This is a genomic window from Nocardia sp. NPDC041819, from assembly GCF_055590505.1.
This window is the reverse complement of record NZ_JBVJAP010000001.1, coordinates 1139495-1160202: the sequence shown is the minus strand read 5'-3', so window position 1 is coordinate 1160202 and position 20708 is coordinate 1139495. Positions and strand designations below refer to the sequence as shown.

Genomic DNA, 20708 nt, shown 5'->3' with positions numbered 1-20708 from the left:
AACGATGGCATTGCGGGCGGTTCCCGTCCTGGGGTGGCTGTATCTGGCCTGCGGCGCCCTCGCCGCCGCGACCGGCCGCGTCCCGGACGGCCGGATCCTGCGCGCCGCCTGGTGGATCGACGCGTTCCTGAGCGTCGTCGTGCACGCGGCGCAGATCCCGGTGGCCCTGCGCGCCGCCGAGGGTTCCGGACGCGGCCGGTTCGAGACGGCGGTCCTGACGCAGGTCTTCGGCTTGACCTGGTGGCGAACCCAGCCCGGCAAGGAGGAACGGCAATGAGCAAAGTTCTGGTGACCGGTGCGTCCGGATTCCTGGGCGGCGCGTTGGTACGCAGGCTGGTGCGCGACGGCGAGCATCACGTGTCGATCCTGGTGCGGCGCACCAGCGATCTGACCGACCTCGGCGCCGACGTCGACAAGATCCAGCTGGTCTACGGCGACCTGACCGATCCCGCCTCGCTCGAACGAGCGACCCGTGGGGTCGACATCGTGTTCCACAGCGCGGCCCGGGTGGACGAGCGCGGTACCCGGCAGCAGTTCTGGAACGAGAACGTCCGGGCCACCGAGCGATTGCTCGAAGCGGCCCGGCGCGGCGGGGCGGGGCGATTCGTGTTCATCTCGAGTCCGAGCGCGCTGATGGACTACCACGGCAGCGATCAGATCGACGTCGACGAATCAGTGCCCTATCCCCGGCGCTACCTGAACCTGTACTCGGAGACCAAAGCCGCGGCCGAGCGGGCGGTACTGGCCGCCGACACCGAAGGGTTCCGCACCTGCGCGCTGCGCCCCCGCGCGATCTGGGGAGCCGGCGACCGGTCCGGTCCCATCGTGCGGTTGCTCGGCCGGGCCGGTGCGGGAACGCTGCCGGACCTGTCCTTCGGCCGCACCGTCTACGCCTCGCTGTGTCACGTCGACAACATCGTCGACGCCTGTGTGAAGGCGGCCGCGTCGGACGCGGTCGGCGGCAAGGCGTATTTCGTCGCCGACGCCGAGCGGACCGACGTGTGGGGATTCCTCGGCGAGGTCGCCGTTCGGCTGGGGTACCAGCCGCCGACCAGGAAACCCCATCCGAGGGTGATCGAAGCGGCGGTGCGCGTCATCGAGACGATCTGGCGCATCCCTGCCGTCGCGACGCGCTGGTCGCCGCCGCTCTCGCGCTACGCCGTCGCCCTGATGACCCGCAGCGCCACCTACGACACCACCGCCGCCGCACGCGATTTCGGCTACCGGCCGGTGGTGGACCGCGACAGCGGACTGGCCGCGTTCCTCGCCTGGCTGCCCGCCCAGGGCGGAGCGGTCGAACTCACCCGCAATCTGCGCTGAGCGCCACCTCGGTACCGGAGATCAGCATGAGCAACGCTCCCGTCTTCCGCCGGAAGATCACACCCACCGAACGCCTCTACTTCGCCACACGGCGGGTGACTCCGCCGTTCGTCATGCATATCGCCGTACACGGTGACGGCAGCCTCGACCCGGCCGCCCTGCAACGGGCCGTCGACGTGGCCTCGGCGGCCGACCCCGGCGCCCGCTTGGTCCGCGACGGCGGCGACTGGGTGGACAGCGGTCTGGCCGCCACGGTGCGCGTCGTGCCGGGATGGTCGCTGAACTACGACGCGCTCGAACACGACGCGGTACTCGACAGCCCGATCGGTCCCACCCCGGAGCGGACCACCGAGGTGCTGCTGCTGACCGGTGACCGGACCACCGTCGTGTTCCGCGCCTTTCACGGCGCGATGGACGGCATGGGCCTGCGGATATGGGTGGACGACGTCTTCCGCGCACTGCGCGGCCTTCCGCCCGTCGGCGCGGCCGACCCGGTCGCCGACGCCGAACTGGTGGCGCGGGTGGGCGCGCCGGGCAAACCGACCCGGGTGCTGCCCACGTTCCGGGCGCCGACCGGCCACGGCCGCCAGGATCCGGCGGCCCCACGCTGGCTGCTGCGCCACCGCACGATCGAGGCGACCGGCAAGGGCATCGTCGCACGGGTGGCGGCGGTCCTGGCCGCGGAGTCGGGGGCCCGGTCGCGCTTCATGATTCCGGTCGATCTGCGCAGGCACGTTCCCGAGCTGCGCTCGACCGGGAACCTGGCATTGCCTCTGTTTCTCGACGTGGCGCCCGGCGAGGACTGGGCGACGATCAGCGGCCGGATGCGCGCCGGGTTGCGGGAGAGAAGCGAACTGAACCAGTTGGACAACGGCAAGCTGTCGAAGTTCCCGGCCCCCGTCATCCGCGGCGTGCTGCGCGGCAGCAACTGGCTCGGGGCACGGCTGAACCGGAACATGGTGTCGGCCACCATCTCCCACATGGGCAGCGTCGATCTCGACGAGATGGCCGTGCCCGGCTGGACGCCGACGACCATGCGGTTGCTGCCCCAGCACAGCGGCGCGATGCCGCTGCTGTTCGCCATGGTCGAGTCGCGCGGAAAGCTGGAGCTGACCGTGTCCTGCCGCAACGGCGCGGGCATCGAGCCCCGGCTGGAGGCGCTGCTGGACAAGATCGCCGCGCGGTTGGAAGCCGAGTCGGCCCCGCACGATGCGGCCGTGAGATGACCGCCCTCGCCCGGCTCGTGCTCGCCCGGCCGCGGGGGGTGCTCGCCGTCGTGACCGGGGTGATGCTGCTGGCCGGTCTGCTCGGCATCGGAGCATCCGAGAAGGTGACGGCGGCCGGGTTCATCGATCCCGGCAGCGAATCCGCGCACGTGGACCGGCTCGTGAGCGAGCATTTCGGACCGCAGAATCCGGACGTGGTGGTGCGGTACACCGCGCCGCAGGGCCAGACGCTCGACGACATCGGCCCCCGGGTGCGGGAATCGCTGGCGCGGATCGACCCGGCGCTGCTGCAACGGCCGATCGAAACCTATTGGAACGCCGGAATCGCACGCAAGCAGTTCCTGCGCTCCGCGGACGACCGGCACGCACTGGCCGTCGTATATCTGGCCGGTGACGCCAACCAGCGCGTCAGCGTGTATCCGGACATCGAACCGCAACTGCGCGTCCCGGGTGTCGCGACCGATCTGTCCGGCTACAGCGCGGTCTCCACGGAGATCAACGCGCAGTCCCAGCACGATCTGCTGCGGGCGGAATCGATCTCGCTGCCGCTGACGCTGCTCATCCTGGTGCTGGTGTTCGGCGGGCTCGTCGCCGCGTCCTTCCCGGTCGTGGTCGGTGGCCTGACCGTGCTGGGCGCGATGGGCGCCATCCGCGTGCTCGCCGAACTCACCGAGGTGAGCACGTTCGCGATGAACATCGCCTCGCTGCTGGGGCTCGGGATGGCCATCGACTACGGGCTGTTCCTGGTCACCCGGTTCCGCGAGGAGGTCGCGGACGGGCACGACGCGGGCGCCGCGATCACGCGCACCTACGCGACCGCCGGGCGCACGATCGCGTTCTCGGCGCTGCTGCTGGTCTGCGCGTTCGCGGGGATGTTCGTCTTCCCGCAGGCGGTGCTGCGGTCGTTGGGCGTCGGCGCGATCACGGCGGTGGCGCTGGCCGCCGGGCTCTCGCTCACCGTGCTGCCCGCACTGCTGGCCCTGTTCGGCGCGCGTATCGGCGCCGGGCGAGCGAGCGATCGCAGCGACCGGTTCTGGGGCGGCCTGGTCGATCGCGTGCTGCGGCGGCCCACCCTGGTGACCATGGCCGTCGGCGCCGTCCTCCTGGTCTTCGCGGCGCCGCTGGCCGGGCTGCGACTGGGCGACATCGACCATCGCGCGCTGCCCGCGGACAGCCCCATGCGCGTCGCCGTCGAGGAACTCACCGCGCAGTTTCCCGCGGCGGGCAGCGGGGCCACCGCCGTGCTGCACGGCACGGACGGGCCGCCGCAGTCTGCCGCCGTGGACACGGTCGCGGCGGCGCTGAGCGAGATCGACGGTGTGCGGCAGGTCGTCCAGGTGGGTCGCGCCGAGGACTTCGTCGTCTTCCACGCCTTCCTGCGCGACACCGACCGCACCGAAGCGGCGAGTGCCTCGGTCCGCGCCCTGCGCGCGGTGAGTCCCCCGGACGGCACCGTGCTGTGGGTCGGCGGCGACACCGCTGCCACCGTGGACAGCGTGCGCTCCATCGTCGCCGCGATGCCGTGGATGATCCTCGTCATGGTCGGCGCGACGATGGCGCTGCTGTCGGCCGCGTTCCGCTCGATCGTGCTGCCGCTCAAGGCGGTCGCCCTGGCGTTCCTGAGCCTCGCCGCCACCTTCGGCGTGCTCACCTGGATCTTCTGCGGCGGGCATCTGTCCGGCGTGCTCGGCGTGAGCACCGGCCCGATCACCGCGGGCATGCTGGTGCTGATCATCGCGGTCGTCTTCGGGCTCTCCACCGACTACGAGGTGTTCCTGCTGTCGCGCATGGTCGAAGCGCACGACGCGGGCGCCGACACCGCCGCGTCGGTGCGGGCGGGCACGGTCAAGACCGCTCGCGTGATCACCGCCGCCGCGACCCTGCTGGTGATCGTCACCGGAGCGTTCACTTTGTCCCCCTTGACCCCCATGCGCTTCCTGGGTCTCGGCATGATCATTGCCCTGGTCGTGGACGCCACCCTCGTCCGTATGCTCCTGGTGCCCGCCCTGGTCCAGCTGATGGGGCCCGCCAACTGGTGGTCGCCCGGCCGCCCCCGCCACGTCGTGACGGCCACCGTCGCCCGCATTCCGGAACGTACGTCGGCCACGAGATGACTCGGTGCTGATCGGGTCTCGCCGACCGGGCACGACGCATACTTCACGCGGCCCGCGAAGGGGCACAGCACCCCGCCGCTGTGGGCCTGCGGCTCGGTGCGCGCACCCCGCAGCCCTCCTGTGACTCCACCTTCGGACTCACCGGATCGCACGGTGTCGCGGGCAGTCCGCCGATCGCGGGCACCCTCACCAACGGCGGCGCCCGCCGCACCGGGGGTGGACGAGGCGCCCTGTCCTGCTCCTCCGAGGGCCACAGCTTCGGTTTCGGTTGGTCGGGCACCCAGATCAGCTGACACCGCGGCTCTTCGTTTCTCTTTCGGCCGCGCCTCGACAGGTTGCTAGGCAACAAGTTCCAGCAGGCCGCGAGGATCCCAGGGCATCGGGCCGGTCGGGAAGCCGAGGCGGACCAGGCGATGGGGCGGGGCCGCGTCGAAATGCGCCACCGCGGGTGGCAGGAATCCGGCGAGCACCTTCTCCAGCATCATGTTCAGTCCGGACAACCGCGGCCGCAGCCGGACCTGCCAGCAGCTGATGCGCCCGGCCGGTACCTCGACGACGGTGCGCTGCTCCACTTTGGCGCCGAGCGGGATGTGCACCGAGAACGCCAGCCACAGATCCACGCACTCCTCGGCGCCCTCGGCGAAGTCCAGGCCGCGCAGCAGGGTCAGGCCACCGGCGAGCGGCATCACATCGGCGGGAAAGGGCGCGATCCCGCCACCGAACTGCAGATGGACGGTGTCGAGGAAGTTGGCTTCCTCACGACTGACCACCGTGGTGCCCGAGCGTGTTTCGGCGCGGTAGTACTCGGCCCGGAGCCGGTCTCCCGAGCGCAGGAACCGCTGCTCGATGGTCATCGCGAAATTCCCGTTTCCCAGGCCGGCCTCGACGATCGAGCGGTAGCCGTCGCCGTCGTGAGCGACCACGCTGACCAGGTCGAGCTTCGGCGCCCGGTCGGCGATGGTGGCGATGTAGACGGACTTCTCTCCGTCGGGAATTCCGGGGTCACGAAATGCGCTGTGCACCTGTTCTCCTCACAGTGTGTCCTCGGCCGCCGCCGCGAACACGCGCCGAAGGGTGGCGACATAGCGTTCGACGGAGCCGTGCGCCACCGGGGTGTCCGGGTAGATGACGCTCAGCGTGGTCTCCGACGCGAACCGGTTGATCCAGATCAGCACCTGTTCGGAGGCGGCACGATTGGCGTACAGCCCGCACGAACCCAGGTCGAACAACTCGTTGCCGAGCAGCTCCCGGGTGTCCACATACGAGATCATCGGCGTGGACCAGCCCGGTTTCAGGTCCAGATCGGAGTCGGCGGGCAGCAGTTCCACCACGCGCTGGAACGAGGTGGGGGCCAGGCGCAGGCCGTTCTCGTAGGCGTGCTGCGCGATGGTCGCGGCGCGCGCGAAGGTGGTGGTGGCGCCGATCGGAAAGGCCACCGGCAGCAGCGTCACGTACCAGCCGACCGACGCGCGTTCCGCGGCGCTGCTGCGGGTACTGACCGGCGTCATGCCGAAGTAATAGTCGCTGTCGATGAGCTCGCGCTCGGCCAGCGCCGCCGCGGCGAAGATGCCACCGACGAATTCCGCGCCGTTGGCGCGGCAGACCCGCTCGAACCGCAGCGCGGTGTGCTCGTCGAACAGGGTGATCGTGCGGTGCGCGCTACGGTTGTACACCTCGGTGCGCTTGCCCAGATCCAAGGGGAACGACGGCAGTTCGCCGTCGTTGCCGCGGATGAGCTCCAGCCACTTGCGCACGCCGGGCGAGGCGAGCGTCATCCGGCTCGTGTACTCCCGCTCGGCGGTGCAGTAGTCGAGGTAGCTGGCCGCGGGGGCCAGCATGCCCACGTCTTCCCACACTTCGCGCACATACAGCAGCGCGAGGTCGAATCCGGACAGGTACTGGCCGAATCCGTCCGTGTGCAGATGATCGACCGCCAGGTAGACCGTGGTCGATTCCTCGCGTTCGATCGCGCCGAAGCTGAAGCAGTCCCAGTCGAAGGGTCCCGGCGTCGTCTTCTGGACGTGATCGCGGATGGCCCGGGCCTCGTCGACGCGGCCGTAGTCGATCGGGACGAACTCGACGTCCTGCGCGGGCACGAGGTGACGCTCGATCGTGCCCGCGGAGTCGATCCGGAACCAGGTCCGAAAGGTGTCGTGGCGCAACAGGAACGCGTTCACCGCCCGCGTCATCGCGGCCAGGTCGAGGCCGCCTGCCGGGATCTCCGCCGTCACCAGGCACAGTCCCGAGTACCGGAAGTCCGCCTGGGCGTGCCGATCGGCCAGCCGCAGATACTGCTCCTGCTGGTGCGAGGGCGGGGCCGGGTGCACCGGCGCCCGCCGGGCGCGCGCCACCGACTCCGGTGACGCCGCCCAGCTGACCAGCCTGCCGGGCCCCGGCTCCCACTCATCGATCAGCCCGAAACCGACCACGATGCCACCTCGTTTCGACGACGGTCGGTCACGGCCTGGCCTCGGCCCCCGCCAACGCGGGCACCGGTTCGGCCGCGGCGCCGTTGGACGGCGCCGGTCCCGCCATCGACGGAACGAGGTCGGCAACCGGCTGCGCCTGACCGGAATCCGCGGCCAGGATCAGCTCCGCCACCTTCGGGCCTGCCTGCTCCAGGCTGAACGATCGGCCCATCTGCAGCGACATCAGGTCGATGCCGAGGGTCTTGGTGACCCGCGCGCCGAGTTCCACCGCCATCAGCGAATCCAGCCCGAGTTCGGGCACCGGAACGGTCATGTCGATGGACTCGACCGGCACACCCATGACGACGGCGAGTTCCTCGGCCATCTTGCGGGCGACGAAGGCCCCGCGTTTGTTCTCCTCGATCGCGGCCACCTCGGCCCGCAACCGGGCCAGTTCGGAGGTGTCCTTGGCGGAGGACTGGGCCAGCGCGATCGTGCGGCCCGTCCGGGTCAGCTGCGGGAAAGTACCGGTCAGCTTGGCCCAGTCGGTCGGGATGATCGCCGCGCGAGCGTCGCCCAGCCGCAGCGTCTGCTCCAGATAGGCAGTCGCGTCGGCCATGTCGATCGGATCGAAGCCCACCAGATCGAGGTACTTGAGGGCCGTCTCGTCGGCGGCCATGCCGCCTGTCGCACCCGACAGGTGACCCCAGCCGACGCACAGCGCCCGCTCGCCCGCCCTGGACCATTCCTCGGCCAGCGACTCCACCGCCACATTGGCCGCGCAGTAGTTGTACTGGCCGTAGATGCCGTACATCGAACCGCCCGAGGAGCACAGCACGAACATGTCCAACCGGATCCCGGCATCGGCCACGGCTCGATGCAGCACCCGGGCGCCGTGCACCTTCGGGCGGTACACCTTGGCCAGCTCCTCGAATCGCATCGCCGCCAAACGGTTGTCGGCCACGGCTCCCGCGGCGTGGAAGACTCCGCGCAGCGGATGCTCGGCGCTGTGGGACCGCGCGACGATCGTGGCGACAGCCTCCGGGTCGGTCACGTCGGCACGCTCCTCGACCACGTCGACGCCGACGGTGCGCCACGCCTCGAGCTGCCTTCGTGCTTCCTCGGTGCTCGCGCCGCCGCGGCCGAGCAGGACCAGCCGCCGCGCCCCGCGCAGCACCAGCCAGCGCCCGATGGCCATCCCGAATCCACCGAACCCGCCGGTGACGAGATAGGTCGCGGTGCTGTCGATCTGGATTTCGGGCAGGTAGGGCCGCACCGTCGGCGTTGGCGAATCCATGCGCAACGCGATCCGGGCCAGGCCGGTCGAGCGAATGGTCTCCTCGAAGGCCTTGCCCACCTCGTCGGTTTCCAGCAGCTTGTACGGCAGCGGCTGGTAGGTGCCCGCGAGCACCTTCTCGTAGACCCGCTGCAGCAGCCGGGTCAGCCGCTGCGCGTCGACGGCGACCAGGCGGTCCAGATCCATCGAGAAGTACGCCACGTTCTTGTCGAAGTTGGCCATCTCGAGCAGTCCGCCGGTGTAGATGTCGGCCTTGCCGACCTCGACGATGCGCCCGAATTCCGCGACGGCGTTGAAGTTCTGGCGCAGGATCTCCCCCGGCGCGCTGCTGAGCACGACCTCGACGCCCTTGCCGCCGGTCAGCTCCAGGACGTCGTCGACGAAGTTCAGCGAGCGCGAGTCGATCGCGTGATCGGCGCCGAGGGCGAGCACGTGGGCGCGGCGCTCGTCGGTGCTCGCGGTGCCGATGATGCGTGCCCCGCGGTCCTTGGCCACCTGGATCGCGGCCGTGCCGACACCGCCCGCGGCGCCGTGGATCAGCACCGTCTCGCCCGGCTCCAGCCGGGCCAGATCCAGCAGCGCGTACTCGGCCGTGCCGAAGGCGATGGTGCTGGTGCAGTATCCGGGATCGGCGTCGGGCGGCAGCGGAATGGTCAGCTGCCGGTCGACGACGACGTAGCGCTGCATCATGCCCTTGGCCGCGATCGCGACCAGCTCGCCCACGGCGAGATCGGTGATCCCGTCGCCGACGCGCACCACCTCGCCGACACCTTCCATGCCGGGCACGGTGCCGAAATAGGTGGGCGCGAGCTCGCGCTCGCCGAGCAGGCCGATGACCTTGAGCGGATCTTTGTAGTTCAGACCGATGATCTTCATCCGGACCTCGACCTGCCCCGGCCCCGGCTCGCGCCGCGGGCACTGCCGCCAGGCCAACGCCGACAGCATCCGGGTCCGGGGCAGCTCCAGCGCGAAGTTGGCCTCCGGGTCGGTCAGCGGTTCGGCGGTGTCGAGGGTGTCGAGGCGCTCCTGCAGCGGCTTGGTCACCAACGGAGCCCAGCGCTCGCCCGCGCGCAGGACGACCTCGTCGAGGTTGTCGTTCCAGAACGCGCCCGGTACGGCCAGCTCCCCGATCAGATCGGTGATCTCGGTGTCGGGTTCCACGTCGATCAGCCGCCAGCGCAGCGCCGACTGCTCGTTGAGCAGCACCCGGCGAGCGCCGGCCAGCGCGGCATGATTCGAATTCGGCGGGATCGGGCTGCCGGGCAGCGCGAACGCCTGTTCGGTCACCAGGGTGGCATGACACCATCCCTCACCGAAGACGCTCTTGGGTCCCTCGTCGGCGATCTCGGGGTGGACGAACTCGTCGAGGGCCACCGCGATCCGCTCCAGGGTCCACAGATCGGCGACATCGTCCTCGACGGTCCCCGCGACCACGCAGACGTGCAGCCGGTCGGTGCACTCCGCCTTGGCTGCCGCCAGCGTCGCGGCCAGGTCGGCGGCGAGTTCGCGGCCCGCGACGCCTGCCACGTAGAGCCGGGAGCCGGGGAGGGCGGCGGCCAGTTGCCCCGCACGACGGCAGTTGCCGCCCAGCGCGACGATCACGGTGGTCACCGAGTCCTTCGGCAGCGCATCGGGATCGAGCGGATCGCGTCGTTCCAGCGTCTCGGCGTAGTAGAAGTCGACCATCCGATGCAGCGGATCCTGGCCCGGCGCGAGCGCACCGATCTGTAAGCCGCTCAATCGCATCACGAGGTTGTGTTCGTCGTCGAGCAGATCCACGTCGGCGCGCAGCCTGGCCCGCGGATCGCGGCGCGCGACCACGGTGATCCGCTCGGGTAGCGGTGCGACCAGCCGCACCGCCGCGACACCGACCGGAACCAGCGTGCCTTCATCGATCCTGGCGTCCGCGAACAGCAGGGCCGCGGACTGCATCGCGGCGTCGACCACCGCGGGGTGGGCGAGGTGTCCGGAGTCCGCGGCGATGGTGCCGTCGACAGTGGCGACCACCGCGTCCGCGCCGACACGCACGGAGGTGACGCGTCGGAAGGCCGGACCGTACTGCAGCCCCGCCGCGGCCAGGCCGGTGTAGAACATCTGCGGGTCGACGTCGAGCCCGACATCCAGGGTGGGAACCGTGACCTTCGTGGGCTTGTGGCTGCCGGTCAGCGTGCGGCCGAAAGCGTGCACCGTCCAGGCCGTTCCCGTCGCCGAACGCGATCGGATCAGGAAGCGGCCGCTGACCTCCTCGACGGTCAGCGCCACCAGCGGCACGTCCGGCGCGCCCATGATGAGCGGGGCCACGAACCGAACCTGTTCCAGCGCCACGCGTTCGACGCCGAGACGGGAGGCCGTGGCGCTCAGCGCGGCGTCCAGGTACGCCGCGCCCGGCATGATCTTGATGCCGTTGACGACGTGGTCGGCCAGCCACGGCAGCAGCTCGGTGCCGACCTGAAGCAACCAGTCCGGCCTGCCCTCGACGTCCGGATCGCCGAGCATGGCGTAGGTGCCGGGGCTGCCCAGGCGCGCCTGCTCGAACAGCGGCAGCGCCGAATGCAGCCGGGTCCGCTGCCAGGGATAACGCGGCAGTGGCACGTGCGGCGTGGCGGGGTCCCTGGCGGGGAACAGCTCGTCGAGGTCGAGCACGCCCGCGGCGTAGAGACCGATGAGGGTGCGGCGCAGGCTCTCCGAATCCGGCTGCTTGCGATCCAGTGTCGGCACCGTCGTGCCGTTGACGTCCGCGCCCAGCAGAGTCTCGCGGATGTTGCCCGACAGCACCGGGTGCGGGCCCACCTCCAGGAAGACCCGGCTGTCCGCGGCGATCAGCTCGGTGACCGCGTCGGCGAACCGGACGGGCTCTCGTACGTTCGCGCACCAGTACTCGGCGTTCCAGTCGGGGCCGGTCACCCGTTCGCCGGTGACCGACGAGTACAGCGGCACGATCGGCGCCTTCGGCTCGAGCCCGGCCAGCGCCGCGCGCAGCTCGTCGAGGATGGGGTCCATCAACCGGCTGTGGTACGGCACCTCGACACGCAACCGGCGGGCGAAGATACCGTCCTCGGTGAGCTTTTCGGCGATCTCGTCCAAGCGGTCGATTTCGCCGGACAAGGTCAGTGAGCTCGCGCTGTTGATCGCGGCGATGTCCACCCGCGGGTCGTCGCCGACGAGTCCGCGGGCCTGTTCGGGCGACATTCCGACCGCGAGCATCCCACCCGAGGCCGCGGTGGTCGCCTGCAGCCGGGCGCGGTGATAGGCCACCAGGACCGCGTCGCGCAGCGACAGCATGCCGCTCACGTAGGCCGCCGACACCTCACCGACGCTGTGCCCCACCACGGCCGCGGGACGGATGCCGTACTCCGCCAGCTCCCGCACCAGCGCCACCTGGACGAGGAAGTTGGCCGGTTGCGCCACTTCGGTCCTGGCGACCCGGGACTCCTCCTCGGGTCGCAGCAGTTCCTCGATGATCGACCAGCCGGCGATCTCGCGGAACTCCGTGTCGATCGCCGCGGCTGTATCGGCGAAAACGCTCTCACCGCTCAGTAATTCGCGGGCCATCCCCCACCACTGCGGACCCATGCCCGAGAACACGAACACCGGTTCCGCCGTCCGCGCCGCGATCGTCCGCGCGGCGTCGCGCCCCTCGCCCGCGGCGAACAGGTGGAGATCCCGTACCAGATCGGCGGTCTCGCCGACGAGCATGCCCGTGCGGTACTGATGGTGTGCCATGCGGGTCCAGGCGGCCTCGGCCAGCCGGCCGGGATCGGCGCCCGCGGTGATCAGATCCGCGAACCGCCCTGCCAGCGCACGTGCCGCGCCGGTGCTGCGGGCCGAGATCGGCAGCACACCGAGATGCCGTGCGGGCGCGTTGGTTGCGCTGGGTTCCCGGCGGAACTCCCGCAGGATGGTGTGGGCGTTGGTGCCGCCGTAGCCGAAGCCGTTGACCGCGATCGTCATCGGCTCGGCGTCCTCGGGCAGTTCCTCCGCTTCCAGCTGGACGTGCAGTCCGAGTTCGTCGAACGGGATGTCGGGATTGGGTTTGTCGAGCCAGCCCTGCGGCGGGATGGTGCGATGGTGGATGGCCAGCGCCGCTTTGATCACGCTCGCGACACCGGCCGCGGCCTCGGTGTGACCGAGTGTCGACTTGACCGAGCCGACGCCCAGCGAGCGCGTGCGCCCGGCAGGCGCGCCGAACACCCGCCCGAGCGCGCGCAACTCGACCGGATCGCCCACCAATGTGCCGGTGCCGTGCGCCTCGACGTAGGTGATCTCGTTCGGCGCCAGTCCCGCGCGCACGCACACCGAACGGGCCAGGTTCTCCTGGGATTCGGCGTTGGGCACGGTGATCGCCGTGGTGCGGCCGTCCTGATTGGAGCCGGTCGCCTTGACCACCGCGTAGATCCGGTCGCCGTCGCGGACCGCGTCGTCGAGTTTCTTCAGCGCCACCATGCCCGCGCCCTCGCCGCGTCCGTAGCCGTCGGCCGAGGCGTCGAAGGATTTGCAGCGGCCATCCGCGGCCAAGAAGCCGCCCTTGCACATCAGGACGAAGGTCTCCGGCTGCAGCATGACGTTCACGCCACCCGCGAGCGCCACCTCGCAGTCGCCGTTCTCCAGCGCCTGACAGGCGAGATGAAAGGCGACCAGTGACGACGAGCACGCGGTGTCGACCGTGAGCGCGGGACCGACCAGATTGAGGGCGTAGGCGATCCGGTTGGACAGCATCGTGTAGGACGCGCTGGCCGGGGTGTGCATGTCGGTGTGGAACAGGGCAGGGCCGACCACGCCGATCACCGACTGGTCCACCACGAACCCGCCGACGTAGACGCCGATCGAGCGGCCCGCCGCGTGCCGCGCGATCCCGGCGTCGTCGAGCGCCTCCCAGGTCACTTCGAGCATCAGCCGCTGCTGCGGATCCAGCACGGTCGCCTCGCGAGCGGAGATGCCGAAGAAGTCCGGGTCGAACTCCCACGGATCGATCGTCATGAATGCCGCGCGCTTGGTGTAACTGCGTCCCGGCGTGCGTGGCTCCGGGTCGTAGTAGCGGCGGTAATCCCAGCGATCGGCCGGCATCTCGACCACACCGTCGCGTTTGTCCAGGACGAATTCCCAAAAGGTGTCGGGCGAGTCGATTCCGCCTGCAAACCTGCAGCCGATGCCGACGATTGCGATATCCGACATGCATATCCTCCGGGTCGGATCAAGTTGACCGCCATTTTTTCGGCGATTCACGAATTAGCGTGTGCGCAGCTGACGACGGCCTCAGCGTAACGGCCACCACACCCACCGTCGCGGACTCAGGGACAGTTCACAATTCACCCGCCGAACCATTTGTGGCATCTCGAAACTATGACTTCCGCGCTGGCGAAAGACATTGATATTGCTAGGTTTTCACCCGTTCGAACCCGCGTCGAAATGCGATGTCATCGATTAGGAGGCGGCATTGTTCGCCGAGTTCACGCGCTGGACCGATACGCTCGTCCGGCGGCGATTCACGGTCATCGGGGTCCTGGTCGCCGGGCTGCTCGCCCTCGGTGTGTACGGCCTCGGCCTCGGCGATCACCTCAGCGTCAGCGGGTGGGACGATCCGACCTCGGAATCGGCGCGCGCGGCTCGGCTCAAAGACGAGGCATTCGGCCACGACCACATCGCCGACGTGCTCTTGCTGTTCCACGCCCCGGCGGGCAAGACGATCGATGACCCCGATTTCGCCGCCACGGTCGTCGGCCACTTGAACAGCCTGCCGCAACGCTTTCCGGACCAGATCACCAAGATCAATGCCAGCTACTGGCCCACCGACACCGGACTCGACCTACCGAATGTCTTCGGCTCCCCCGACCGCGACTACGCCTTCGCCTCCGTCGCCATTCGCGGCGGCAACGACACGGTGGTGATGCGCAACTATCGAACGGTCGCCGGCGAGTTCCCGATACCGGGCATCGACATGGAGGTCGCCGGCGGGCAGCCCGTCGCTGCCGCACTCAACGACACCATGGCCCACGACCAGCGCCGGATGGAGCTGTTCGCCGTTCCCGCCGTGGCGGTGCTGTTGTTCTTCCTGTTCGGCGGCGTGGTGGCGGCCGCGCTCCCGCTCGTCGTCGGTGGGCTGACGGTGCTGGGGGCGTGGGGGATCATCCGCGCCCTGACCACCGTGACCGAGGTGAACTCCTTCGTCTCGCCGGTGGTCTCGATGATCGGTCTCGGCCTGGCCATCGACTACGGCCTGTTCATCGTGAGCCGATTCCGCGAGGAGCTGGCCGACGGTCACGAGGTGCCCGCGGCGGTACAGCGCACGGTCGCGACCGCCGGACGAACCGTCGTGTTCTCCGCGATCATCGTTGTCGTCGCGGCGGGGGCCATTCTGCTGTTCCCGCAGGGCTTCCTGCGCTCGTTCGCCTTCGGCGCGATGGTGACGGTCACCTTGGCGGCGCTGATCTCGATCACGGTGCTGCCCGCCATGCTGGCCGTGCTCGGCGGGCGCGTGGATCGGCTGGGCTTCAACCGCTTCCACGCGCGCCGGGCGAGCGACCGCGAGCGGGACAATCCGTGGGGCCGTGTCGCCGGCTGGGTGATGCGCAGGCCGCTGGCGGTGGCGGTTGGGCTGGTGGCCGTCCTGGTGGTGCTCATCGCCCCGGTGCGTGAGGTGGCCTTCGGCGGCATCTCCGAGCGCTTCCTGCCGCCGCAGCATCCGGCCCGCACGGCGCAGCAGCACTTCGATCAGGTCTTCCCGCTGCGCCAGATGAACCCGGTCGACCTGGTGCTGATCACCCACGACACCAGCGACGTCGACGGGGTGGTGGCCCAGGCGGGCCGGGCCCCGGGCCTCATCGCGCCGTTCCCGCGCGCGGTGCAGGGACCAGGGCATCCGAACGTCTTCACCACCTCGACGGTGCTGCGTGACGCGCACGACGCGAACGCGACCATCGACTATCTGCGCTCCATGCCGGTGCCGAAGGGCACGACAGTGCTGATCGGCGGGCAGCCCGCGAAGCAGCGCGACAGCGTCGACGCGCTGCTGCGCCGGATGCCGCTGATGATCGCGCTCGTCTTCCTCGTCACCACCGTGCTGATGGTGCTGGCCTTCGGCTCGGTGGTGCTTCCGCTCAAAGCCGCGGTGCTGAATCTGCTCGGGCTCGGCTCCACGCTCGGCATACTCACCTGGATCTTCGTCGAGGGCCACGGCGCGGGTCTGCTCGACTTCACCCCGCAGCCGATCATGGTGCTGGTGCTGGTGCTGATCGTCGCGGTGATCTACGGCTTGTCGACCGATTACGAGGTCTTCCTGCTCGCCCGCATCGTGGAGGCGCGGGCGGCGGGCGCGACCACCACCGAGGCGGTACGCGCCGGCATCGCCCGCACGGGCTGGATCATCACCGCCGCCGCCTTGATCCTGCTGGTGGTGACCGGAGCCTTCGCGCTGTCGGATCTGGTCATGATGCAGTACATCGCCTTCGGCATGGTCACGGCGCTGTTCATCGACGCGACGATCCTGCGCATGCTGCTGGTGCCCGCGATCATGCGCTTGCTCGGCGACGCCTGCTGGTGGGCTCCGTCCTGGCTGCGACGCGGCGTGCTGCGCGGGGAAGCGCTCAGTTCGCGGTCGACCAGCTCCACGGACTCGCGGCCGCCCGCGCGCGGTCCGGCAGCGCCAGCGTGAGCACGGCGAGGCCGAGGGCAGCGGCGGCGATGGCCGAGAGCATGATCATGCTGCCCGACAACGTGTGCGCGCGGAAGAACAGCGCGCTGAGCACCGCCAGTCCGACCGAATTGCCGATCTGTTCGATGGTGGGAAGCAAACCCGACGCCTCACCCATGGCCCGATCGTCCAGATCCGCCAGCATCAGCGGCTGAAGCGGCACCCCGAACACCCCGACCCCGAAGCCCGCGAGGAATACCGGTCCGGCCACCAACGGCAAGTTCACCACCCCTGATTCCACGTACAGGTATCCGACCCCCACCACGACGCACGTGCCGAAGACGGCGATTCCGGTGGCCAGCGCCCGGATCCCCCAGCGGCTCACCAATATCGGCGACAGCACCGCGCCCGCGCCCGCGCCGATGGCGAACGGTGTCATCGCCAGACCGGTTCGCAGCGCGGAGAACCGCAGCACGTCCTGCAGCAGGATCGAAACGGTGAACACGAACGCGGTGAACAGGCCGAAGAAGATCGTCACCAGCGCCGATCCGACCGCGAACCCCCGGTCGGAGAACAGGTCCAGCCGCACCAGCGCGCGGCCGCCGCGGCGGCGCGTCGCGCGCTCGTGGGCCACGAACACCGCGCCGAGCACCAGCGCGCCCGCGATGTACATCCCGTGCGACGGACGCCAGCCCGCCTGTTGACTGTCCGACAGCGCGAACAGCAGCGCGAACAGCGCCGCGGTGGCCACCACGGTCCCGCGCAGATCCAGCGGGTCCCGATCCGTCGCCGGACCCAACCGCAGGTACCCCGCGGCCAGCGCCATCGCCACCACGCCCAGCGGCAGATTCATCAGGAAGATCGCGTGCCAGCCGAGCCCGAACGGATCGAGGGTGATCAGCGCGCCGCCCAGGATCGGGCCGAGCATTCCGGCGAAACCGGCCGTCGCGCCGTACACCGCGAAGGCGTACTGATGGTGCTCGCGCCGGAAGCTCGCGGTGATGATGGCGATGGTCTGCGCCGCCATTCCCGCCCCCGCCACACCCTGGACGATCCGGGCGATCACCAGTTCCGTCGCGCTGGAGGACATCCCGCACCACACCGAGGCCGCCGTGAAGGCCGCCGCCGACCACAGGAACATGCGGCGGCGCCCGGCGATCGCGCCGACGCGCGCGGCGGTGAGCAGCACGCAGGCGAACGCCAGCGAGTAACCGGCCACCACCCACAGCTGTTCGGACCGCGTCGCCCGCAGCTCCGCCGTGACGACCGGAAGGGCGGTGTTGACGATCGTCACATCGATCATCTGCATGAAGACCGAGATCAGGCACGCCCCGAACGAGCCGAGCGCCACCGCCGCCTCTTTGCGGGTCATCGAATCGCCGCTTCGATCAGCGGCCACGAATTGTGCAGGTCCTGTTGCCAGTAACCCCAGGAGTGCGTGCCGTTCGGCCGGAAATCGAAGGTCGCCGCGACGCCCAGCTGGCGCAGCCGGTCCTGCAACTGATGCGTGCACAGATTCGCCACCGCCTCCAGCGGGGCTCCGAACAACAGCTGATAGAGCAGGTGCGCGATGTCGCCGTGCACGCCGTCCAGAGTGTCCATCGACCCGGGCTGCCCGGTTCCCGTGGAGACGTAGATGGCGAGGCCGCGCAGCCGGTCCGCGTGCAGGTACGGATCATTCGCGCGCCACGCGGGATCGCTCGGCGGCCCCCACATGTTGACGACGTTGCCGCGCTGCTGGGTGACCACCGCTTGGACCATCGCCTGGCCCGCGGGATCGCTGGTGCGCACGCAGCCGCTGTAGGAACCGATCGCGCGGTACAGACCCGGTGCGGCCATGGCCAATTGGAACACCGAGGTCCCGCCCATCGAGATGCCGGCGATGGCGTTCGCTCCGGAGCCGTTGAACGTGGCGTCGATGAGCGGCGGCAGCTCCTCGGTCAGGAAGGTGGACCAGCGCTGCCTGCCCAGGACCGGGTCGTCGCTGCGCCAGTCGGTGAAGTAGCTGCCCGCGCCGCCGAAGGGGATGACGACGTTCACCTGCTTGTCGCGAAAGAAATCGACGAGATCCGTGCCCTCCAGCCAATTCTTGTCCGCGCCGCCGTCGGCGCCGTTGAGGAGATAGAACGTCGGCGCGGGCTCATCCGGATCGGCCGCGCGCAGCAGATGAATCCGCGTGGTGCTGTTCATCGCCGCCGAATACACCTCTAGTTCCGATTGCCGGTCGGATTCGAAACGCGTTTCCACTATTCGCGAGGCGTCTGCCGCCACGACGCCCTGCGGCGGGTCGGCACCGACCGGCCGCGCGCCCGCGATCAACGCACCGGCCAAAGTGAGGACCGCGGCGAGCGCCGCGCCTGTTCGCTGCAAATATTCGGGCATGTCGGACTCCTGGCCCCGAGTAGGAGGGCTCGAATTCGCAGTCAATAACATCGCCCGGCCGGGCCGCTAGATGTTCGAGCGATCCTGTGTCTCTTACCAATTCCGCTCGGCGGCCATTTCCGAATATTCCCAAAATTCGGGCGTGCGGCCATTGCCGCCCTGCGCTGCCCCCCTCATCGAGACGGGTGCGGTGCTTTCCACACGGCGTATCGCTCGGGGAGACAAACGGCGCAGGGGCGATAGCCCGCGGCCAGCGCGTCGAGCTCGGTGGCGAAGAAGACGCGGTGCCGCCGGTAGCCTCCACGACCGAGGGCCCGCAGGGCGGACGGGCAGTCGAGGCGACCGTAGATCCGGCTGCGGCGATGACCGCCGTACCGTCCCGGCACTGCGCTGGGATACGCCAGGCCGTCGTCGCCGAGCAACGTGTACACCGGCGGCTACCGCGCGTCGTGCAGCACGAGGCCCAATGTGTGCCGCAGGCCGCCGCGCACACGGCTGACGCCGTGGCGCATCGGGGCGCGGGACCACCCTCGGCTGGATCGCGTCGGCCGCTCACGAGTGGTGAAGATCAGCGCGTGTCCCTGTTCGAGCACGGAGACGGTCGCTTTCGACTGTGCGCGCGGCCGCTGCTCCACGAGCACGAATTCCCCACCGCTGTAGTCGATCCCGGGTCGATCCAAGCCGATGACGACCTGCAGCGGGAAGACGTGTTCGCCGTAGAGATCCCGGTGCAAGGCGTTCCAGTCCCCGCGGCGGTAGCGCAACAGGATCGGGGTCGGCTTCGTCTGGCCCGCGGCGTGGCAGGTGTCGAGCCAGTCCGCGAAGTCGTCCGGCCACACAGCCGGGTCGCCGAACCGCTCGGCCCAGGATCGCGCCGCCGGCAGCAGTCTTCGGTAGAAGGCCGCTCGCAATGCCATGATCGGCTCGGGCATCGGATTCGCGAAGTACCGGTAGGTGCCTTCGCCGAATCGGTAACGTGCCATGTCGACCGTGGAACGGAAGCGGGCGAGGTCGTCCCACATGGTGGTGAACTCGGCGCACTCGGCCGGGGTGAGGATCGGTCCGGTCGCCGCGCAGCCGTGGGCGTCGATTTCTTCGAGCAGCGCCCGCCACGGCTGGGCCTCGACGCGCTCGGCCGGGGAAGCACCGGATTCCGCGAGCTCTGCGGGCGGTGTGAGGTCCGCGGGATGGTGACCGTCCCGGTTCGCGCCGCCGCGGCGCGCGCTCACGCCGCCTCCATGCTCAGCAGTGCGTGCTTGGCGGTGATGCCGCCGACGTACTGTCCGATGGACCCGTCGCCGCGCACCACCCGGTGGCACGGGATCACCACCGGCAGCGGATTGCGGGCGCAGGCGGAGCCGACCGCGCGCACCGCACGCGGGTTGCCGACCGCGGCGGCCACCGCGCCGTAGCTCGCGCGCTGTCCGTAGCCGATGGCGGGCAGGTGCTCGATCACCTGACGACGGAATCCCGCGGCCAGCCGCAGATCCAGCGGCAGGTCGAAATGCGTTCGGCTGCCCGCGAAGTACTCCTCGATCTGCCGCGCCGCGGCGTCCAGCCGGGCGGGCGCCGCGAGAATCCGGGGGCTGATCCGGGCGGCCAGCGTGGCGAGCACCGTGTCGTGGTCTTCGGTGGGGTAGGCGACGCGGACGAGTCCGGCGGTCGTCGCGGCCAGCAGCAACGTCCCGACGGGGGTGTCCAGCAGGCGGTAGGCGACATCGAGCAGGCCCTCCGCTTCGGCGTCGGCGGTCAGTCGCGCGTGCAGGGTGGCGAGCAGGTCGGCGTCGGGGGTCAGGGCGCGCGACAACCCGTCGCCGCGGTCGAGGGTGGCCATCATGCTTCATCCTTCGGGTAGAGCTTGCGCAGGGTCTTCAGGCCGTCCGCGGCGGCGCGGCGGGCGGCGTCGGGCGAGTTGCCGAGCAGTTCGGCGATCTCCGCGTGCGGAAGCCCGGCCAGGTAGTGATAGGCGACCGCCTGGCGCTGCTTGGTGGGCAGCGCCCGCAGGGCGGCCCAGAGGTCGGGGTCGTAGTCGGCGGGTCCCGGGGCGGTGGCGGGACGTTCCGGCAACGACTCGGCCGGGACGGGCGCACGTGTGAGCGCTCGCCCGACGTCGATCGCGCGGCGATGCGCGATGGTCACCAGCCATGCCTCGATGTTCGTCTCCGAGGGGAGACCGGGAAACGCGCGCAGCGCCGAGAGAAACGTTTCCGACCAGGCGTCTGCCGCGTCGGACGGGCCGAGCACCGCCCGGCAGACGCGCAACACCATGGGGCCGTATTCGGCCACTATTTCCTCGAACGGGGGCAGGCTCACACCGGGTAGACGCCGCGGGCG

15 protein-coding genes are annotated in these 20708 nt (G+C 69.9%); 6 read left to right on the top strand and 9 right to left on the bottom strand.

Annotated elements, in window-relative coordinates; genetic code table 11:
* Nucleotides 1–4 precede the first annotated feature (4 nt).
* The 5 genes from ACZ6DL_RS05510 to ACZ6DL_RS05490 all read left to right on the top strand — a co-directional run bounded on the left by ACZ6DL_RS05510 (nucleotide 5) and on the right by ACZ6DL_RS05490 (nucleotide 4953).
* Nucleotides 5–277 (top strand): hypothetical protein, encoded by a 273-nt coding sequence (locus tag ACZ6DL_RS05510; RefSeq protein ID WP_466049167.1) that lies wholly within the window; start codon nucleotides 5–7, stop codon nucleotides 275–277.
* A complete protein-coding gene (locus ACZ6DL_RS05505) occupies nucleotides 274–1320 on the top strand; it encodes an NAD-dependent epimerase/dehydratase family protein (RefSeq protein ID WP_466049165.1) in 1047 nt (348 codons plus the stop codon). Before ACZ6DL_RS05510 ends, ACZ6DL_RS05505 begins: the two co-directional genes overlap by 4 nt.
* Before the next feature lie 26 nt (nucleotides 1321–1346).
* The gene (locus ACZ6DL_RS05500; RefSeq protein ID WP_466049164.1) at nucleotides 1347–2546 is read left to right on the top strand and encodes a peptide synthetase; all 1200 of its coding nucleotides are present in this window, start codon (nucleotides 1347–1349) and stop codon (nucleotides 2544–2546) included.
* On the top strand, nucleotides 2543–4660 hold the full coding sequence (locus tag ACZ6DL_RS05495) for an MMPL family transporter (protein ID WP_466049163.1): 2118 nt from the start codon (nucleotides 2543–2545) through the stop codon (nucleotides 4658–4660). Before ACZ6DL_RS05500 ends, ACZ6DL_RS05495 begins: the two co-directional genes overlap by 4 nt.
* Nucleotides 4661–4740: 80 nt before the next feature.
* Nucleotides 4741–4953 carry a hypothetical protein gene (locus ACZ6DL_RS05490; protein WP_466049162.1) on the top strand — a complete coding sequence of 71 codons (213 nt, stop codon included), beginning with the start codon at nucleotides 4741–4743 and terminating at the stop codon, nucleotides 4951–4953.
* 45 nt (nucleotides 4954–4998) lie between these two features.
* Here the strand turns inward: ACZ6DL_RS05490 and ACZ6DL_RS05485 are convergent, their stop codons facing one another.
* The 3 genes from ACZ6DL_RS05485 to ACZ6DL_RS05475 are packed head-to-tail and all read right to left on the bottom strand — an operon-like array spanning nucleotide 4999 to nucleotide 13537.
* Nucleotides 4999–5682, bottom strand: coding sequence for a DUF3108 domain-containing protein (locus ACZ6DL_RS05485; protein ID WP_466049160.1), 684 nt, complete (start codon nucleotides 5680–5682; stop codon nucleotides 4999–5001).
* Nucleotides 5683–5691: 9 nt separating this feature from the next.
* Nucleotides 5692–7089, bottom strand: a complete 1398-nt coding sequence (locus ACZ6DL_RS05480) for a condensation domain-containing protein (protein ID WP_466049159.1) — start codon at nucleotides 7087–7089, stop codon at nucleotides 5692–5694.
* Nucleotides 7090–7117: 28 nt separating this feature from the next.
* Complete coding sequence (locus ACZ6DL_RS05475) at nucleotides 7118–13537, bottom strand: type I polyketide synthase (protein WP_466049158.1); 6420 nt, start codon at nucleotides 13535–13537, stop codon at nucleotides 7118–7120.
* A gap of 262 nt (nucleotides 13538–13799) precedes the next feature.
* Between ACZ6DL_RS05475 and ACZ6DL_RS05470 the strand changes: the two genes are divergently transcribed.
* Entirely contained in the window at nucleotides 13800–16013 is a 2214-nt protein-coding gene (locus tag ACZ6DL_RS05470; RefSeq protein ID WP_466049156.1) for an MMPL family transporter, read from the top strand.
* Here ACZ6DL_RS05470 and ACZ6DL_RS05465 read toward each other — a convergent pair.
* The 6 genes from ACZ6DL_RS05465 to ACZ6DL_RS05440 form a co-directional block, all read right to left on the bottom strand.
* Nucleotides 15946–17364 (bottom strand): MFS transporter, encoded by a 1419-nt coding sequence (locus ACZ6DL_RS05465; RefSeq protein WP_466049154.1) that lies wholly within the window; start codon nucleotides 17362–17364, stop codon nucleotides 15946–15948. The genes ACZ6DL_RS05470 and ACZ6DL_RS05465 overlap by 68 nt on opposite strands.
* A complete protein-coding gene (locus ACZ6DL_RS05460) occupies nucleotides 17361–18374 on the bottom strand; it encodes an alpha/beta hydrolase (protein WP_466049153.1) in 1014 nt (337 codons plus the stop codon). Before ACZ6DL_RS05460 ends, ACZ6DL_RS05465 begins: the two co-directional genes overlap by 4 nt.
* 173 nt (nucleotides 18375–18547) lie before the next feature.
* On the bottom strand, nucleotides 18548–18805 hold the full coding sequence (locus ACZ6DL_RS05455) for an Ada metal-binding domain-containing protein (RefSeq protein ID WP_466049151.1): 258 nt from the start codon (nucleotides 18803–18805) through the stop codon (nucleotides 18548–18550).
* 6 nt (nucleotides 18806–18811) lie between these two features.
* Nucleotides 18812–19477: a 2OG-Fe(II) oxygenase gene (locus tag ACZ6DL_RS05450; protein WP_466049574.1), complete on the bottom strand. Its 666-nt coding sequence runs from the start codon at nucleotides 19475–19477 to the stop codon at nucleotides 18812–18814.
* Nucleotides 19478–19599: 122 nt separating this feature from the next.
* Nucleotides 19600–20208 carry a methylated-DNA--[protein]-cysteine S-methyltransferase gene (locus tag ACZ6DL_RS05445; RefSeq protein ID WP_466049572.1) on the bottom strand — a complete coding sequence of 203 codons (609 nt, stop codon included), beginning with the start codon at nucleotides 20206–20208 and terminating at the stop codon, nucleotides 19600–19602.
* Nucleotides 20208–20681 (bottom strand): RNA polymerase sigma factor, encoded by a 474-nt coding sequence (locus ACZ6DL_RS05440; protein ID WP_062976866.1) that lies wholly within the window; start codon nucleotides 20679–20681, stop codon nucleotides 20208–20210. Before ACZ6DL_RS05440 ends, ACZ6DL_RS05445 begins: the two co-directional genes overlap by 1 nt.
* Nucleotides 20682–20708: the final 27 nt, after the last annotated feature.